Source organism: Variovorax sp. AC194 (assembly GCF_979257995.1).
The window spans coordinates 2633096-2648927 of the sequence record NZ_OZ409823.1; the positions used below are offsets into that span (position 1 = coordinate 2633096).

General features: G+C 68.2%; 11 protein-coding genes and 1 pseudogene. 1 reads left to right on the plus strand and 11 read right to left on the minus strand.

Features of this window, described 5'->3' with window-relative positions:
- The 7 genes from ACZYRS_RS12620 to pilQ all read right to left on the minus strand — a co-directional run bounded on the left by ACZYRS_RS12620 (nucleotide 1) and on the right by pilQ (nucleotide 8656).
- Nucleotides 1-792 carry a YaeF family permuted papain-like enzyme gene (locus ACZYRS_RS12620; protein ID WP_463419545.1) on the minus strand — a complete coding sequence of 264 codons (792 nt, stop codon included), beginning with the start codon at nucleotides 790-792 and terminating at the stop codon, nucleotides 1-3.
- Nucleotides 789-1913, minus strand: a complete 1125-nt coding sequence (locus ACZYRS_RS12625; RefSeq protein ID WP_463419546.1) for a sterol desaturase family protein — start codon at nucleotides 1911-1913, stop codon at nucleotides 789-791. The genes ACZYRS_RS12620 and ACZYRS_RS12625 overlap by 4 nt, the downstream gene beginning before the upstream one ends.
- Nucleotides 1914-1978: 65 nt before the next feature.
- Entirely contained in the window at nucleotides 1979-2869 is an 891-nt protein-coding gene (locus ACZYRS_RS12630; protein WP_463419547.1) for an ABC transporter permease, read from the minus strand.
- Between the two features lie 303 nt (nucleotides 2870-3172).
- Entirely contained in the window at nucleotides 3173-4087 is a 915-nt protein-coding gene (locus ACZYRS_RS12635; RefSeq protein ID WP_463419548.1) for an ABC transporter permease, read from the minus strand.
- A 16-nt stretch (nucleotides 4088-4103) separates the two neighbouring features.
- On the minus strand, nucleotides 4104-5372 hold the full coding sequence (locus tag ACZYRS_RS12640; RefSeq protein WP_463419549.1) for an ABC transporter substrate-binding protein: 1269 nt from the start codon (nucleotides 5370-5372) through the stop codon (nucleotides 4104-4106).
- A gap of 49 nt (nucleotides 5373-5421) precedes the next feature.
- Nucleotides 5422-6447 (minus strand): ABC transporter ATP-binding protein, encoded by a 1026-nt coding sequence (locus ACZYRS_RS12645; RefSeq protein ID WP_463419550.1) that lies wholly within the window; start codon nucleotides 6445-6447, stop codon nucleotides 5422-5424.
- 112 nt (nucleotides 6448-6559) lie between these two features.
- Nucleotides 6560-8656 (minus strand): type IV pilus secretin PilQ, encoded by a 2097-nt coding sequence (gene pilQ / locus ACZYRS_RS12650; RefSeq protein WP_463419551.1) that lies wholly within the window; start codon nucleotides 8654-8656, stop codon nucleotides 6560-6562.
- A 222-nt stretch (nucleotides 8657-8878) separates the two neighbouring features.
- On the opposite strand from pilQ, the gene ACZYRS_RS12655 reads away from it, so the two are divergent.
- Complete coding sequence (locus ACZYRS_RS12655) at nucleotides 8879-9946, plus strand: hypothetical protein (RefSeq protein ID WP_463419552.1); 1068 nt, start codon at nucleotides 8879-8881, stop codon at nucleotides 9944-9946.
- A gap of 3 nt (nucleotides 9947-9949) precedes the next feature.
- Here the strand turns inward: ACZYRS_RS12655 and cobA are convergent, their stop codons facing one another.
- From cobA to ACZYRS_RS12675, 4 genes and pseudogenes are all read right to left on the minus strand, one after another.
- Complete coding sequence (gene cobA / locus ACZYRS_RS12660) at nucleotides 9950-10750, minus strand: uroporphyrinogen-III C-methyltransferase (protein WP_463419553.1); 801 nt, start codon at nucleotides 10748-10750, stop codon at nucleotides 9950-9952.
- Nucleotides 10747-11652, minus strand: a complete 906-nt coding sequence (ybiB, locus tag ACZYRS_RS12665; protein ID WP_463419554.1) for a DNA-binding protein YbiB — start codon at nucleotides 11650-11652, stop codon at nucleotides 10747-10749. The genes cobA and ybiB overlap by 4 nt, the downstream gene beginning before the upstream one ends.
- Before the next feature lie 47 nt (nucleotides 11653-11699).
- Nucleotides 11700-14504, minus strand: a complete 2805-nt coding sequence (locus ACZYRS_RS12670) for a nitrate reductase (protein WP_463419555.1) — start codon at nucleotides 14502-14504, stop codon at nucleotides 11700-11702.
- Nucleotides 14505-14597: 93 nt separating this feature from the next.
- Nucleotides 14598-15815: pseudogene (locus tag ACZYRS_RS12675) on the minus strand (NAD(P)/FAD-dependent oxidoreductase); the annotation flags it as partial.
- Between the last annotated feature and the right edge of the window lie 17 nt (nucleotides 15816-15832).

Genomic DNA, 15832 nt, shown 5'->3' on the forward strand with positions numbered 1-15832 from the left:
TCAGGGCCCATCGGCCGCCAGGATCGGCGGCGCGTTGTACTTCAGGTGCCCGACGTAGCGCAGCGGCTGCGTCGCGGCGATGGAGGGCACGTCGCCCTCGCGCATGTGCAGCAGGTCGGCCGGGCTCACCCAGCGCGGATCGGCCGCGGTGATCGGCAGTCCTGCCTGGCGGTAGGCCTCCAGCACGAACTGCGAGCAGAAGAACTGGTCGTCGCGGCTCGCGCCCAGCTGCACCATGGCCATGCCGCTGATGCAGAAGTTGCTCACCGAGGCCGGGATCAGCGGCAGCTCGCAGAGGCGCCGGTTCAGCACGAAAGGTGCGTTCAGCAGCACGCCGGCGGTGTTGTAGCGCGTGCCGACCTGCGAATTGGCCCAGGCGCGCAGCTTCGCGACGCCCGCGTCGTCCAGGCCCGGGACGCGAAAGGCCACCACCATCTGTTCTTCGGCCACCACGTCGGCCAGCGGCCGCGCGCGCACGCCGGTGCCCACGGCTTCGGCGATCAGCCCGTCGCCCAGGTACAGCACCGCATGGCTCACCGGCGAGAAGGTGCCCAGCCGGATGCCGAAGGAATTGACCGTGGCGATCGAGGTCAGGAGGATGTCGCCCGGCGCGAGGGCCTTGGCCGTGATGAGCTCGCCGCCGTTGCCCGGCGCGATGACCGAGCTCTGCACCCGCAGGCGCAGGCCGTTGTCCTTGGAGGGCATGTCCAGCCGGGTGGCGCAGGCCGAAAGCAGCAGCGCGGCACCCGCCGCGGCCACGAGCGCGGCGGCACGAAGAGCGGCGCGCATCATCCCTTCCAGACGAACGGAAACTTCAACTGCTTGAAGAAGCCGTTGGGCACGTAGTCGCCCAGCACGCCGTACTTCTCGGGCCAGAGCTTGGTGCTCTTGACTGCGGTGCCGAAGAGGTAGTCGAGGAAGGCGTAGTGCGCCGCGTAGTTCTTGTCCAGCGCCTCGATGTCCTGGCTGTGGTGCCAGTGGTGGAAGTTGGGCGTCACGATGATGTAGCGCAGCGGCCCCAGGCGCACGCTCACGTTGCAGTGGTTGAACACCGCCTGGAAGCCGACCACCACGATGTACGCGTCGATCACTTCCTTGCTGAAGCCCAGCACGTAGATCGGCGCGAGCACCAGCGTGCGCGTGATCAGCAACTCCAGGATGTGCTGGCGCGAGCCGGCCATCCAGTCCATGCTTTTCACGCTGTGGTGCACCGCGTGCAGGCGCCAGAGCACGGGCACCTCGTGGTACGCGCGGTGCGTCCAGTACTGCACGAGGTCGGCCACCAGAATGATCAGCAGGATGCCCGCCCAGAACGGCAGGTTGCCCACCCAGCCGCGGATGCCGTCGTTGGCGGCCCAGCCGAAGAGCTTGTGCACCATGAGGTTGGTGGCCAGCAGCACGAAGCCCACGATCATGTGGTTCACCACGAAGTGGTGGAAGTCGGTTTGCCACTCTTCGCGGAACACCGGCTGGTCTTTGCGCAGCGCGAACAGCTTCTCGATGAAGATGAAGATCAGCGACGAACCCAGGAGGTCCAGGATGAACCAGTCCAGCCCGATGTAGGGCGTGTTGTCCGCAAAGTCGTGCACGGGCACCTTGTGCCCGCCGAGCAGCGCCGAGGCCACCACCAGCAGGAACGCGGCCGACGAGAGCCAGCGCGAGCGGTTGAAGATGATGTTGACCAGCGAGAGCCCGCCCGAGACGACCAGCGCCGCGAGCAGGATGTAGCGCATCACGTCGACGTTGTAGCTCTTGCGCAGCTCGGGCGTGGTGAGGTACTGCGGAAAGTGAAAGGCCAGCACGCCCAGGAAACACAGGATGCCCAGGCTCAGGGCGATGGTTCCGGTGACGAGGCCGCGGCCGCGCTGCAGTTGGCCGTGGCTCCCCGTGAAATCGTTCAATTTGTCGAGCATGTCCGCCTCTCTCTCTATCGCTTGTGCTTTGTTGGAGCGCGATTTTAGGCGGCGTAGGAAAAATCTCACATAGGCCGAACGGCCCGCCGCCGCAACAGCGCCGCCGCGCCCAGCGCCACGGCCATGACCAGCAGCGAAACGACGGTGGTCACCGTCCCCAGCGCATAGATCGAGGGCGTGGTGACCGTCGAGGTCAGCCCCTGCAGTTCGAGCGGCAGCGTGTTGACGTCGCCGATCGCCTGCGAGGTGCGGGCGATTTCGTCCCACGAGAGCGTGAAGCCGAACATGCCGATGCCCACGATCGAGGGGCCGATCAGCGGCAGCACGACATGGCGAAAGGCCTGCCAGGGCGTCGCGCCCAGGTCGCGCGCGGCCTCTTCGTAGGCCGGGTTGAAGCGGTTGAACACCGCGAACATGATCAAGAGCCCGAAGGGCAGGGTCCACGTCAGGTGCGCGCCCAGGGCCGAACTGAAGAGGCCGAGCGCCGTGCCGTACCCTTCGAGCAGCGTGGTGGCGTCCATGGCCGTGAGCACGCCCTTGATGCCCGTATCGAGCAGCCGGAACTGCAGGCCGATGCCCAGCGAAATGATGATCGACGGCATGATGAGGCTGGCCACCGTGACGAAGAACAGCGCATTGCCACCCTTGAGCTTCTTGCGGAACGCGAGCCCGGCCAGCACCGACAGAACCACGGTAAAGGCCATCACGACCGCACCCAGCGCGAGCGAGCGCCGGAAGGCCGCGCCGATGTCGACGGTGCCCAGCCCTTCGGCGAGTTTGTAGAACCAGTGCAGCGACACGCCCCGCAGCGGAAAGGTCAGCCCGCCCTCGGGGCCCTGGAAGCTCAGCACGAAGATCGTGATCATCGGGCCGTAGAGGAACAGCACGAAGAGGGCGAACACGATCGCCAGGGGCCAGAAGCCGGGGGCGCGTTGTTCTCTGATGGGTGGGGTCATGGGGTCTTTCGGGGCGTGTGCACAGGCCACCGGGTACTTCCCTCCGCGAATGTCCCCCGGCCTGCGGCCTCCTCCTTGATTTCGCTGCGGGAAGCACCCGATGCCCTGCGCACCTGGGCACGCGGCGGGTGTGCGGCAATCAACGACTGTTCTGAAAAACGAGCACGCCGATGGGGTGCCTTGCGCAGCGAAATCAAGGAGGAGCCCGAAGGGCGGGGGACATTCGCGGAGCAAGGTACCCCGTCGGCGGGATCGCGCCCTGGATGACCCCGCACGATTCGAACGTTGGCGCACAGGAGCACTTCAAAGCTCCTTGCGAATATCGACCAGCCGGGTCAGCCCCCAGATGATCATCAGCACCACCGCCAGCAAGATCATCGCGTTGGCCGCGGCCAGCGGAAACTGCAGGTACGAGGTCTGCACCTGGATGATCTTGCCGATCGAGGCGATCTGCTGGCCGCCCATCACGCCGATGGTCACGAAGTCGCCCATCACGATGGTGATGACGAAGATCGAGCCGATCAGGATGCCCGTGCGCGACAGCGGCACCACCACGTTCCACAGCGTCTGCCAGCCCGAGGCGCCCGCGTCGCTGGCCGCTTCGAGCAGCGACCGGTCGATGCGCATCATGCTGTTGAAGATCGGCACGATCATGAACATCGTGTAGAGGTGCACGAAGGCCAGCACCACCGAGAAATCGGAGAACAGCAGCCACTCGACCGGCTGGCTCACGAAGCCCGCGCCCATCAGCGCCTGGTTGACCAGCCCGTTGCGCCCCAGCAGCGGCACCCACGAGATCATGCGGATCACGTTCGATGTCCAGAAGGGCACGGTGCACAGCACGAACAGCACCGTCTGCACGGTGGAGGAGCGCACGTGAAAGGCCAGGAAGTACGCCACCGAAAAACCGACCAGCAGCGTGATGCCCCACACCAGCACGCAGAACTTGAAGGTGCTCAGGTACGTGTTGAGCGTGACGCACAGGTCGCCGTTGTCGGTGAGGTGCGAGCACCCCTCGAACAGGCTCAGGTAGTTGCGCAGCGTGACCGCGGGGATCAGCTCGTACTCGTTGAAATTCCAGAGGCTCACCATCGCGACCAGCGCCAGCGGAACCAGGAAGAACAGCAGGAACACCAGCGCGAACGGCGCCGCCTGCCACCACGCCTTCACGGTGTGGAGCGGGTCGGCGGCGGCGGCGCGGGTGGCGGGAGCGCTCACAGGATCAGGAGGGCGGTCAGGCCGCGACGAACTCGTTCCACTTGCGCACCATGTACTCGTTCTCGTCCATCACGGCGTTCCAGCACGCGATGCCGCCCATGCGCTGCTCGTAGCTGCCGCCGTCGCGCAGCGCGCCGGCCTTGGCGATCACGTCGCCCTGCGGGCTCTTGATGTCCTGCGCGGCGGGCTTGCCTTCCATCCAGTAGGCCCACTCGTAGGCTTCCATCTTGGTCTTGGCGGTGTCCAGCACGGCGCTGTAGTAGCCCTGGCGGTTGAGGTACGCGCCGGCCCAGCCGTCCAGGAACCAGTTGATGAATTCATACGCGCCATCGAGCTTCTTGCCCGAGAGCGTGGCCGGAAGGCCGAAGCCCGAGGCCCACGCGCGATAGCCTTCCTTCAGGGGCTGGAAGGTGCAGTCGATGCCCTTGCCGCGCACGGCGGTGACGGCAGGCGACCACATCGACTGGATCACCACCTCGCCCGAGGCCATGAGGTTGACGGATTCGTTGAAGTCCTTCCACAGCGCGCGGAACTGGCCGGCCTTCTTGGCTTCGATCAGGGTCTTGATCGTCAGGTCGATCTCGGCCTTGGTCATGTTGCCCTTGTCGGCGTACTTGTGGATGCCCTTGGCCTCCACCACCATCGCGGCGTCCATGATGCCGATCGAGGGAATGTTCAGGATCGCGGCCTTGCCCTTGAACTCCGGGTTCAGCAGTTCGGCCCACGAGCCGATCGGGCGCTTGATGAGGTCGGGGCGAATGCCCAGCGTGTCGGCGTTGTAGGTGGTCGGAATCAACGACATGAACTGCGTCGGCGACTTGGCGAAGGCCTTGCTCTTCTCGCCTTCGAGGTAGATCACCTTGATGGGCGCCGTGCCCTGGTCGCCGACCTTCTTGCCGCCCACTTCGCCCTTGGTGAAGAGCGAGGTGATCTTGCCGGCGTTCTTCACACGCTTGGTGTCGATGCCCTTCAGGTTGCCGGTGGGCACGATCTTCTTGAGCGAGAAGAACTCGGTGTCGATCAGGTCGAAGCTGTTGGGCGCGGTCACGGCGCGCTTGGTCACGTCGTCGGTGGTCACGGCCACGTACTGGATCTCGATGCCGGTGTCGGCCTTGAACTTCTCGGCGATGGCCTTGTCCTGGTTCACCGCGGTGCCCAGGTAGCGCAGCACGACCTTTTCCTGTGCATGCACGAAGGGCGCGATGCCCGTGGCCAGGATGCCGGCGGTGCCTTGCAGCAAGGTGCGGCGCTTGACGCCAGTGGAGGAGTCGATGGGATCGGTCATGGCAGTGTCTCCGTGAAAAAAAGAGGCGGACGAAAGGGAAAGGAAAAGATCAGGGGGCCACGGCGAGCGCGCGCGCATCGGCCTCGGCCCACGACAGGTGAACCGTCTCGCCCTGTGCATAGGGGCTCGCGAGAAAGGCGGCTTCGCCCAGCAGCACCGAGACGTTCCGGCGCTCCGGCGCGGCGGCTTCCAGCGCCAGGCCGAGCAGCACGTAGGTGCCCTGGTATTCGACGTCGGTGACCGCGGCGGCCAGCCCGTTGGCGTCGGGGCCCGGGGCGATCCGCATGTGGTCGTTGCGCACCGCGATCGGCCCGGCGGGCGTGTCGATCACGTTGTGCCCGCCCATGAAGCGCGCGACGAACTCGTTGGCGGGGTGGTTGTAGATCTCGTGCGGCGAGCCGACCTGCTCGATCACGCCGTGGTTCATCACCACCATCGTGTCGGCCAACGCCATGGCTTCTTCCTGCGAGTGCGTGACGTGCACGAAGGTCAGCCCCAGCTCCTTCTGCCAGCGCCGCAGCTCCGCGCGCATCTGGATGCGCAGGAACGGGTCGAGCGCCGAGAGCGGCTCGTCCAGCAGCAGCACGCGCGGCTCGGTGATGAGCGCGCGCGCCAGCGCCACGCGTTGCTGCTGGCCGCCGGAGAGCTCGCCCGGTTTGCGCTCGGCCAGGTGGCCCATCGCCACGCGCGCCAGCAGGTCGCGCGCACGCTTCTGGCGCTCGGCCTTGCCGACGCCTTTCATCTTGAGGCTGAAGGCCACGTTGTCGGTGGCCGAGAGGTGCGGGAACAGCGCGAAGCTCTGGAACATCATCGCCGTGCCGCGCGCGGCCGCGGGCAGGTTGGTGATGTTGCGGTTGTCCAGGAGGATGTCGCCGCTGGTGACCGACTCGTGGCCCGCGATCATGCGCAGCGTGGTGCTCTTGCCGCAGCCCGAGGGGCCCAGCAGGCAGCAGTAGCTGCCGCTGGCGATGCGCAGGTCGATCGCGTCGACGGCGGCCGGCGTGCCGGGGGCGTAGCGCTTGCTGAGCGCGACGATCTCGACCGCGGCGGGCGGAAGCGGGGCGACGGCGTTCATTGCCGGGCGGAGGGCGGGCTGGAGGCGGGCATGCACGGTCTAAGCACGCTCCATGCCACATGGCCCCGGAACGGGGCGGCCGCCGGCGCACCGTGTCAGGGCATCGCGTGGGTCAAGAACCCGTGCGCCCGATCATCTTCGGTGTGATGAACACCAGCATCTCCACCTTGTTCACTACACGCTCGCGCGAGCGGAACAGCGCACCCAGGTAGGGCACCTCGCCCAGCACGGGCACGCGCGATTCGTCGTTGGTTTCGGTCAGCTCGAAGATGCCGCCGATCACCACCGTGCCGCCGTTGTCGATCAGCACCTCGGTTTGCACATGCTTGGTGTTGATCGCCGGCCCGGCCGAGGTGTTGACGCCGCGCGCGTCCTTGCTCACATCGAGCGTGAGGATGATGTTGCCCTCGGGCGTGATCTGCGGCGTGACCTCCAGCTTGAGCACGGCCTTGCGAAACGAGATCGACGTCGCGCCGCTGGAGGTGGCCTGCTGGTAGGGAATCTCCTCGCCCTGTTCGATCAGCGCCTTGGTCTGATCCGCCGTCACCACGCGCGGGCTCGACACCAGCCGCCCCTTGCCCTCGGCCTCCAGCGCCGAGATCTCCAGGTTCAGCATGCGCGTGAAGCTCGAGTTGAACAGCGACAGCGAGAACGCCCCCGCGCTGTTGCCCGTGCCGCCCGCATCGCCGGCCGGCAGGTTCACGAAGTTGCTGTTGGTGAACGCGGTGAAGGCGTTGCCGGTGCCCGTGGGGCTGGTGCCGAAGGAGGCGTTCTTGCCGGTGACGCCGCCGCCCAGCTTCACGCCCAGCGACTTGCCGAAGGTGTCCGAGGCCTCGACGATGCGCGCCTCGATCAGCACCTGGCGCACCGGCACGTCGAGCTTGCGGATGAGCTCGCTCACTTCCGCCAGGCGCACGGGCGTGTCGGTGACGAAGAGCTGGTTCGTGCGCACCTCGGCGATGGCGCTGCCGCGCGTGCTCAGGAGGCGCGTGGCCGCCGCGCCGCCACCGCCACCGCCGCCGCCGCTTCCGGTGCCCGTCAGGCTCTGCACCACCGTGGCCGCCTTGGCGTAGTTCAGCTGGAACGACTGCGTGCGCAGCGCCACCAGGTTCTCGACGGTGGCCTGCGCCTCCAGCTCGGTCTTTTCCTTGGCGTTGATCTCGTCCTTCGGCGCGATCCAGAGAATGCTGCCGTTCTTGCGCAGCCCCAGGTTCTTCGCCTGCAGGATGACTTCGAGCGCCTGGTCCCACGGCACGTCCTTCAGCCGCAGCGTGAGGGCGCCCGAGACGGAGTCCGAGGTCACCACGTTGAAGCCGGTGAAGTCCGCGATCACCTGCAGCAGCGCGCGCACGTCCACGTTCTGGAAGTTGAGCGTGAGCTTCTCGCCGCTGTAGCCCGTGCCCTGCGTGAGCCTGGCCGGATCGGTCTTGCGCGGGCGCACCTCGATGACGAACTGGTCGTCCGCCTGGTAGGCGCTCTGCTCCCAGTCGCCGTGCGCGGTGATCGCGAGGCGCACGCGGTCGCCCAGCTGCTGCGCGCTCACCGTGTCGACGGCCGTGCCGAAGTCGGATACGTCCAGGCGCCTTCGCAACCCCTCCGGCAGCGACGCCCGCATGAACTCGGCGACCAGCGTCGCGCCCTGGCGCCGCACGTCCACGCCGAGCTGGCTGTTGCCCATGGCGATGAGCACGCGGCCGGCGCCATCGCTGCCGCGGCGGAAGTCGATGTCCTGCAGCGGCGTCACCCGGCGTTCCCGGCCTTCGGCGAACTCGGCGTTGGCCGGCGTCTTCGTCGGCTGACCCGTGCCGGACTGCAGCGAGACCAGCAGCGAGCGCCCCTGGATCTGCGCCTCGTAGGTCGCCGCGCGCTGCAGGTTCAGCACGACGCGCGAGCGCTCGCCGGCCTGCACGACATTGGCGGTGCGCAGGTTGCCGGTGTTGAATTCGATGGCCGAGCGGCCGACCGCGTTGGTCACGCCCGGAAAGTCCAGCGCGATGCGGGCCGGTTCCTGCACGACGAAGCCGGTGGGCAGCGCGGCGAGCGGCTGCGTGAAGTCGATGCGCACCAGTTCCACGCCGGCCCTCGCGGTGCTCGTGACGGCCTCGATGGCGTTCTGCGCATGCGCGGTGATCGAGACCAACGCAACGACCGCTGTAGCGATCCAACGTCGCGTTCGCAAAACGCTCGGCGAGCGCGGGCAATTCTTCATGGGTTCTCTCCGTGTGAGGCGAGGCGCGAACGACACGCGCGCCCTGCCGATGACGGATGGATGGTTTCGCCCAATGTGGGAGGAATCTTGCCGAGCGGCGACGGATCGCAACTTGTGTTGCACGGATGCAATGGACTGCGACGGCAGCGCTTCGCCGCCTCTTCGATTTCTCCGAATTTGCAATGAACCATCGCGGCTTGCGGATTTTTGTGGAGCGTGCGAATGGTGCTGAATCGGTCGATGGTGGCGATGCTGGTCGGGGCGCTGGGCATCGCCTGCGCCGGTTCGGGCGTGAGCGCGAGCTACGCCATGGCGCATCGGGAGGCGCTGCCTGTGGCGGTGCCCGCATTGCGCCCCGGCGCAGTCCCTTGGTGGTCGGCTTTCGGGAGCGAGACGCTGAACACGTTGATCGCCGACGCGGGCCGCGGCGCGACCGGTGGCGGCGATCTCGATGCGCCAGCTCCGGAGATCGGCGTCTCGGCGGCCTACGTCGCGGTGGTCGTTCAGACGCTGCGATTGATCTACATCGAAAGCGCGCTCACCGCGGTGCGCCGGCAGTCGCAGCTCGTCGCGGCCAGTCCTGCGTTGCACGATGACTTCGCCAAGGAACTCAAGCGCCGCGAAACCGGCGCCGCGGCGGCGATGAAAAAGATCGATGCGCAGCGCGAAGCGAACTTCGCGTTTCTCATCGCGCGCTGCGGCCTGTCGGAAGCAGCGTTGAACCAGGCGATCGCCGAAGAAGTTGCAGAGCGCAGGCTGCCCCGTTTCGCGGCCTCGCTGCCGCAGGCCGTGCCCGCCGCGCTGCTCGCGAACCGCGACGACATCCAGCTGGCCGCGTCGCTCTACGGCATCGAGCCGCAGGCCTTGCTCGCGGGCACCATCGACGCCGCGAGCGATTCAGCCGCCGATGCGGACCTGCCCGGCGCGCCGCTCTTTCCGCAGGTCGTGGCGCAGGGCCGCGCGGAGGTCGCCGAGGCCTTGCGCAGGCTGCAGGCATCGAACGGCGTGGCGGCCGATGCGGCCCGGCGGGCGCATGAAGCGAAAGACGAATTCGCGCGTTCGAAAGTGCGGATGAGCCGCGGAGACATGTCGGAAGTCCAGATGCTGGAAGACTTCCAGGGCCTGATGCTGGAGCAGCAGCGCCTGGCCGCGGCCGATGGCGAACTGGCCATCGCCTGGATCGCGCTCGTCGCGAGCCTGGGGAGCCAGACGCCGGTCGTGCTGCGCGGGCGTCCTGCGCCGGATGCCGCCGCTTTGCGCACGCGACCCGGCCTCTTCGGGCGTTTCTGAAGGCTAGGTGCCGAAGCGGTCGGCGTCCGCCGGCAGCGCTGCCGCCTCCAGCCCGCGCAGCACATCGCCCACCACGATCACCGCGGGGCTCGCGAGCCCGGCTTCGGCGATGCGCGCCTGCAGGCCGTCGAGCGTGGTCGCGATGTGGCGCTGGTGCGGCAGGCTCGCGTGCTGCACCACGGCCACCGGCGTGTCGCCGGGCAGGCCGTGCAGCAGTTCGCGCTCGATGTGGCGGGCGCCCGCCACGCCCATGTAGATCACCAGCGTGAGGCGCGCGTTGTGCGCCATGGCGGCGAGCGCGCGCCAGTCGGTCGGGTCGTCCTCCGCGCCCGCGCCGGTCTTGGCGTGGCCGGTGACGAACACCACGCCCTGCGCATGGTCGCGGTGCGTGAGCGGCACGCCCAGCGAGGTGACGGCAGCGAGGCCCGCGGTGATGCCGTTGACCACCGCGCATTCGATGCCCGCCTCGCGCAGGTGCTCCACCTCTTCGCCGCCGCGGCCGAAGATGAACGGGTCGCCGCCTTTCAGTCGCACCACGGTCTCGCCTTCGCGCACCGCGGTGATCATGAGCCGCTCGATGAAGGCTTGCGGCGTGCTCTTGCAGCCGCCGCGCTTGCCCACGTGCACGATGCGCGCGCCGGGGCGGGCGTAGGCCAGGATCTCTTCGCTCACGAGGTCGTCCACCAGCAGCACGGTGGCGGCCTGGATCGCCTTGACGGCCTTGATGGTCAGCAGTTCCGGGTCGCCGGGGCCGGCGCCCACCAGCGTGCAGCGGCCGGTGATGAGGTTCGAGGAAGTAGTCATGCGTGGGATGCCAGTTGCTTGATGTGCCCGACCTGTGCGGCGATGGCTTCGGGCACGGGAAGCTCGCCGTTCAATACGCGCCGCGTGTAGTCGGCCGTGGTGGCGACGTCGATTTCCTTGGGCAGCCCGGGCACCTCGGCCGCGGTGCCGCTGGCCTGCGCCTGCAGTTCGGTGCGCGCGCCGCGCACGAAGCCGTCGATCTGCGCGGTGCGGCGTGGGTCGGAGACCACTTCGCCTTCGAGGCCGCGCGAGAGGAGGGCGGTGGTTCCCATCAACTCGAAGGTCTCGCCCATGGTGCGCGCGTATTCGGGGTGCGTGTAGCTGGCCACCACCACGGCGGGGCCGGCAGTGGGCTGCATCAGCTTGACCACGCTGTGGCCGGGGTTGCGCAGGCCGACGACGCGGCGCACGTCCAGCAGGCGCTTGAGCGCGGGGTTCAGCAGCTCGGTCGCGGCGAAGCCCACGGTGCCGTTGGCGATGGGGCCGATGGCGGCCATGGGCGGCACGTCGAGCGCGGCGAGCACGTTCGAGGCGAGCACGCGCGATGTTTCGGTGGCGCTGCCATGCACCAGCACCGGCAGGCCTTCGCGCGCCAGCAGCAGCGCCAGCAGCGGGGTGAGCACCGGCAGCTTGCGCGCGCCGTTGTAGCTGGGCAGCACGATGAGTGCACGATCGCCGGCGGGAATGTGCTGCAGCCGCGCATGCGTGGCGTCGAGGAAACCGGCCATCTCCTCGGGCGTCTCGCCCTTGATGCGCATCGCCAGGCAGAAGCCGCCGATCTCCAGGTCGGTGACGGTGCCGTCCAGCACCTGGCCGAACAGGTCGGTGGCCTGTTCGCGCGTGAGCGGCTTGGCGCCTCGCGCGCCGCGGCCGATTTCCTTGATGTATTGACTGATTCCCATGGGTAGGCGGATTGTCCTGCAACGCTTATGCCGGAATGCGAGTCGGCTTATGCCCCCTCGGGAATGACTTCGGCGGGCGCCATGCGGATCATGCGTTTGAGCTCCGGAATGCACGAGCCGCAGTTCGTGCCGCATTTCAGCGCCCCCTGCAGGGCGGCCAGCCGTTCGTCGGGTGCGCCGCCGCAGCGGCCGAGTTCGGTCCGGATCGCCAGATCGGTCACGTTGAAGCAGGTGCAGACCGGCTTTCCGCGCGATTGCACCGCCAGCGGCGCGCGCGAACCGGGCGAGAGCAGCAGGCGGCCGTAGCTCTGTGCGGGGAGTTCTTCCCGCAGCAGCGTGGCGATCCATGCCTCGGCGCTGGTGTCGCCTGCGAGCAAAAAGGCTTCCAGGCCGGCGCTCTGGTCGGCGCGGCGCACCAGCCGCGCCGAGCGGCGCTGGCCGCGCCGGCGGTCGGCGTAGCGCAGGGTGTCGGCGCTTTGCAGGCCGAGCAGGGCCTCGATCTGTTCGAGCAGCGCATCCGCCGGCGCATCGTGCGCGGCCGCGCGGAACAGGAGGCCGCTGCGCTCGGCGCCTGCCGCGTCCCGGGTGTTGCCCGAGAACGGCACGCAGGTGGCGAACGGAAACATCGCCATCAGCGGCTGCAGCGCGCGGTGCACCGCCAGCACCTCGTCGGGCGGGAGCCACGCCATCGCGAGCAGCGACCACGGCAGCTCGGCCTTGAGGATCTTCACCGCCGTGTGCTTGAGCTCGGGCTGCTTGGAGGTGGGGCAGTAGGCGGGCGTGGTGACCGCGTTGATGCCGGCCAGCCGCGTGCCGGTCGACGAGCAGCCGCTCAGGTACTCCTCGCCCCAGTGCATCGCGACGAAGGCCTGGGCGAGCCCGATCTCGGTGCTGGCGCGCGCGGGCAGCATGATCGAGCCGCGCCTGGATGTCAGGTGCACCAGGTCGCCTTCGCCGATCTGGCGCTGCGCCATGTCCTGCGGGTTCATCTGCACCATGGGCTCGGCCACGTGGCCGAACAGACGCGGTGCGGTGCCGGTGCGGCTCATGCCGTGCCACTGGTCGCGCAGGCGCCCGGTATTGAGCGAGAAGGGGTAGCGCGCCTCGCGGGCCTCGGCCACGGGCGTGTAGGGCGTGTCCGCGAAACGGGCGCGGCCATCGGCCGTGGGGAACACGCCGTCTTCGTAGAGGCGCGCGCGGCCGGTGGCGTCGCCTTCCTTCAGCGGCCATTGCTGCGGGCCGAGGTCGTCCAGCATCGCGTAGCTCAGGCCGGTGATGTCCAGGTCGCGCCCGCGCGTGGTCTCGCGGTGCTCGTTCCAGACCGATTCGGCGGTGTCGTAGGGAAAGAGCGTGCCCGCGCGGCCGAGCCGCGCTTCGAGCCGGCGCGCGAAGTCGGTGGCGATCGACCAGTCGTGCCGCGTCTCGCCCGGCGCGGCGATGGCCGGGCGCACGCGCGAGATGCGGCGCTCGCTGTTGGTCACGCTGCCGTCCTTCTCACCCCAGGTGGTGGCCGGCAGCAGCAGGTCGGCGAAGGCGCAGGTGGCGGTGGTGGCGAAGGCCTCCTGCACCACCACGAACTCGGCGCGCTCCAGCGCCCGGCGCACCGTCGCCTGGTCTGGCATCGACTGGGCGGGGTTGGTGCAGGCGATCCACAGCGCGCGGATTTCGCCGTCGGCGGCGGCCTGGAACATTTCCACGGCGGTCTTGCCGGGCTTCTCGGGCACCGAGGGCACGCCCCAGAGCGCGGCCACCTCGGCACGGTGCGCAGGATTGGCCAGGTCGCGGTGCGCGCTCAGCAGGTTGGCGAGGCCGCCCACTTCGCGCCCGCCCATCGCATTGGGCTGCCCGGTGAGCGAGAACGGGCCCGCGCCGGGCTTGCCGATCTGGCCGGTGGCCAGGTGCAGGTTGATCAGCGCCGCATTCTTCGCGGTGCCGCTGGAGGACTGGTTCAGGCCCTGGCAATACAAGCTCAACGTCGCGCGCGAAGTCGCGAAGAGGCGCGCGGCCGCGAGCAGATCGTCCTTCGCAATGCCGCAGATCTGCGCCACCTTGTCGGGGGTGCAGTCGCGCACCGTGGCCTTCAGCGCATCGAAGCCGCTGGTGTGGGCGGCGATGTACGCCGCGTCGGTCCAGCCCTCCCGCAGCATCAGGTGCAGCATGCCGTTGAACAGCATCACGTCGGTGCCGGGCTGGATCGGCAGGAACAGGTCGGCGATCTCCACTGTGTCGGTGCGGCGCGGGTCGGCCACCACGATTTTGAGCGCCGGGTTGGCGGCCTTCGCGTCTTCGATGCGGCGGAAAAGAATCGGATGCGCCCACGCCGTGTTGCTGCCCACGATGAAGAGGCACTCGGCGTGCTTCAGGTCGTCGTAGCAGGCCGGCGGCGCATCGGCGCCCAGCGTCTGCTTGTAGCCGGCGACCGCGCTGCTCATGCACAGGCGCGAATTGGTGTCGACGTTGTTGGTGCCCACGAGGCCCTTGGCGAGCTTGTTGAAGACGTAGTAGTCCTCGGTCAGCAGCTGGCCCGAGATGTAGAAGCCCACCGCGTCGGGGCCGTGGTCCTGGATGACCTGCGCGAACTTGCCTGCGGCGTTGTCCATGGCTGTATCCCACGACACGGCCATGGGCGCCTCGCCGCGCACGAGGCGCTGCATCGGCTGCAGGAGCCGCGTCTGCCGCGTGACCGGCGCGCTGGCCGTGAGGTGCAGCGTCGAGCCCTTGGTGCAGAGGCGCCCGAAGTTGGCCGGGTGGTCGGGGTCGCCGCGCACGCCGGTGATCTGCGCGCCGTCGGATTCGATGATCACACCGCAGCCGACGCCGCAATAAGGGCAGGTGGATTTCGTTTCCCGCATCACGCCCACTCCTGCGGGCGGAGGAAAGGGGTGAGCGTCGATGGCGCCGGCAAAGTGCACGCTGCGGTCCTCACATCAGCCTTCTTTCTGGAGGCCGGCGTCCGGCTCGCCGAACATCAACCGGTCGCGGATCTCGTGCACGCTGAGTCCTTCGCGCAGCAGCTTGAAGTACCAGCTGCCGTCCCCGGTGTCGCCGTACAGGCACGCGCCCACCAGCTTGTCGTCCTTGAGCACCAGCTTCTTGTAGACGCCGCCGAAGGGGTCGCTCATCACGATTTCTTCGGTGCCTTCGCCGCCCATGAATTCGCCCGCGCTGAAGAGGTCGATGCCCGTCACCTTCAGCTTGGTGGAGGTGAGCGAACCCAGGTAACGATCGATGCCGAATTGCGCGAGGTGGTTGGCCGCCACCTTGGCCTGCTCGAAGAGCGGCGCCACCAGCCCATAGGCGATGCCGCGGTGCGCCGCGCATTCGCCCACCGAGTAGATGCGCGCGTCGGTCACGGTCTGCAGGGTGTCGGTGACCACGATGCCGCGGTTGCAGTGCAGGCGCATCTTCTCGGCCAGCTCGACGTTGGGGCGGATGCCCACGGCCATGACCACGAGATCGGCCGCGACCTCGGTGCCGTCCTTGAAGCGGATGGCTTTGACGCGGCCATCTTCGCCGCCCACCATGTCCTGCGTCTGCGCGCCCATCAGGAACGTGAGGCCCCGGTCTTCCAGCGATTTCTGCAGCAGCTTGCCCGCCACGTCGTCGAGTTGCCGCTCCATGAGCCAGGGCATGACGTGCACCACGGTCACGTTCATGCCGCGCAGCATGAGGCCGTTGGCCGCTTCCAGGCCCAGCAGGCCGCCGCCGATGACCACCGCGTTCTTGTGCGTGCGGGCGGTCTCGATCATGCAGTCGGTGTCGGCGATGTCGCGGTAGGCGATCACGCCCTTCAGGTCCTTGCCCGGCACCGGCAGCATGAAGGGGGTGGAGCCGGTGCACATCAGCAGGCGGTCGTAGGCGGCCTCGGTGCCGTCCTCGGCGCGCACGATGCGCTTGACGCGGTCGACCTCCACCACCTTCTTGCCGGCATGCAGCGTGATGCGGTTGTCGCTGTACCAGGCCCAGCCGTTGAGCACGATCTCGTCGATCGTCTGCTCGCCCGCGAGCACCGGCGACAGCATGATGCGGTTGTAGTTGGGGTGCGGCTCGGCGCCGAAGACGGTGATGTCGTACAGGTCGGGCGCGATCTTCAGCAGCTCCTCGAGCGTGCGCACGCCGGCCATGCCGTTGCCGACCATCACGAGTTTCATTTTCTTCTTCATGGGCTGGGCCTTTGCTG

Coding starts and splice junctions, on each gene's coding strand:
- ybiB (WP_463419554.1), bottom strand. CDS start 11,652: ATGGGAATCAGTCAATACATCAAGGAAATCGGCCGCGGCGCGCGAGGC.
- cobA (WP_463419553.1), bottom strand. CDS start 10,750: ATGACTACTTCCTCGAACCTCATCACCGGCCGCTGCACGCTGGTGGGC.
- pilQ (WP_463419551.1), bottom strand. CDS start 8,656: ATGAAGAATTGCCCGCGCTCGCCGAGCGTTTTGCGAACGCGACGTTGG.
- ACZYRS_RS12645 (WP_463419550.1), bottom strand. CDS start 6,447: ATGAACGCCGTCGCCCCGCTTCCGCCCGCCGCGGTCGAGATCGTCGCG.
- ACZYRS_RS12655 (WP_463419552.1), top strand. CDS start 8,879: ATGGTGCTGAATCGGTCGATGGTGGCGATGCTGGTCGGGGCGCTGGGC.
- ACZYRS_RS12625 (WP_463419546.1), bottom strand. CDS start 1,913: ATGCTCGACAAATTGAACGATTTCACGGGGAGCCACGGCCAACTGCAG.
- ACZYRS_RS12670 (WP_463419555.1), bottom strand. CDS start 14,504: ATGCGGGAAACGAAATCCACCTGCCCTTATTGCGGCGTCGGCTGCGGT.
- ACZYRS_RS12630 (WP_463419547.1), bottom strand. CDS start 2,869: ATGACCCCACCCATCAGAGAACAACGCGCCCCCGGCTTCTGGCCCCTG.
- ACZYRS_RS12640 (WP_463419549.1), bottom strand. CDS start 5,372: ATGACCGATCCCATCGACTCCTCCACTGGCGTCAAGCGCCGCACCTTG.
- ACZYRS_RS12620 (WP_463419545.1), bottom strand. CDS start 792: ATGATGCGCGCCGCTCTTCGTGCCGCCGCGCTCGTGGCCGCGGCGGGT.